The following is a 1,279-nucleotide window of genomic DNA, read 5'->3' on the forward strand; positions in this document are numbered from 1 at the left end:
GAACAAGAGCATCCGGGAGTGGACCGAGCTGCTGGCCGGCGACGAGGTGCTGGCCACGGCCATCCTCGACCGCCTGCTGCACCGAGCGCATGTTCTCAACATCAAGGGGCGCAGCTATCGCCTGCGGGATCTGGAGGAGGCTCTCCAGCGGGCTCACGCTTGAGCCGTCGTAAAACTGGATGTCGCCTTATCTCGTAAATCTCGGTGTCGCTTGACAGAGATCTGCCAGACAAAAGGCGGTCTGAGGATCGAGGCGGCTGAGGACCAAGGCGATGGCGTGGCGTCGCAAGCGGCTGCTGCGTGTCAGGTAACGCCGCAGGACACCGGGGTATTCGGCGTCACAGGCTGCCAATCTGTCGAGGAGCCAGCCTGCCAGAGGGGTAGGTTGAATCAGGAAAGAGCCCAGGCTCGGTGGGGTCAAAGGCATCTCCGGAAGAGTTGAAGAAGCCTCATTGTAGGATGTGAATGTGTTACGTCAACGAGCGCCGGGGCGGAAAGCTCTAAAAATCATGAGTTTGGGCCTTGCGGATAGGTCCTCATTAAAAGGTCCTGTTCAAGCCAAGGGCTCCGGTACGTTATCCACTTTTCAACCCCCACAGTCTGAAATACCACTTTGTTTAGTGGGGGCTTGTTTTCCGAGATCTCGGCCCGTTTGGGCAGGTACGAACCGACCTGCCAACGGATGTGCCGTATGGTTTTGGAGCACGCCTTCAGAACGTGGATGAAGGCGACGATGAACCAAGCTCTCAATGAACTCCTTTCCTCTTTCCGTGACGCCGCCAAGACGGAGCGGGAAAAGGGAGCCTATTTCGAGCGTCTCGCCACTGCCTTCCTGCAAAATGATCCCCTTCAGACCACGCAGTACGAGGGGGTCTGGACGTATTCGGACTGGGCTCAGCAACAAGGTATCGACCGCCGCGATACAGGCATCGATCTGGTCGCGAAGCTAAAGGATGCCGAGGGCTACTGCGCTATTCAGTGCAAGTTCTATGAGGCTGACAAAAAAATCGCCAAGAGTGAGATCGACTCGTTCTTTACGGCGTCCGGCAAGGCTCCTTTCAAACGCCGCCTAATCATTGATACCACTGACGCCGAGTGGAGTGAGCACGCTGAAAATGCGCTGAAGAATCAGCACATTGAGACGTTGCGGAGTAATAGGGGCAAAACCGTTGGCGATCACGCTAAGGAGCAGCGGTCGCTGACCAGATCTGCCAGGCGCGGGACGGCTGGCGCATCAGCAATTCCCAGTCTATCGCCAAGATAGCTCCAGAATGACACT

1 protein-coding gene and 1 pseudogene are annotated in these 1,279 nt (G+C 56.8%); both read left to right on the plus strand.

Annotation, left to right across the window (positions count from 1 at the left end; translation table 11 throughout):
• Positions 1 to 142 (plus strand): annotated as a pseudogene (locus tag FS320_RS43560) (ATP-binding protein); the annotation flags it as partial.
• Between the two features lie 591 nt (positions 143 to 733).
• Positions 734 to 1,264, plus strand: a complete 531-nt coding sequence (locus FS320_RS43565) for a restriction endonuclease (protein WP_152718673.1) — start codon at positions 734 to 736, stop codon at positions 1,262 to 1,264.
• The last annotated feature ends 15 nt before the right edge of the window (positions 1,265 to 1,279 follow it).

Origin of the sequence: Microvirga tunisiensis, from assembly GCF_009296175.1 — a bacterium.
Lineage (GTDB): Bacteria > Pseudomonadota > Alphaproteobacteria > Rhizobiales > Beijerinckiaceae > Microvirga > Microvirga tunisiensis.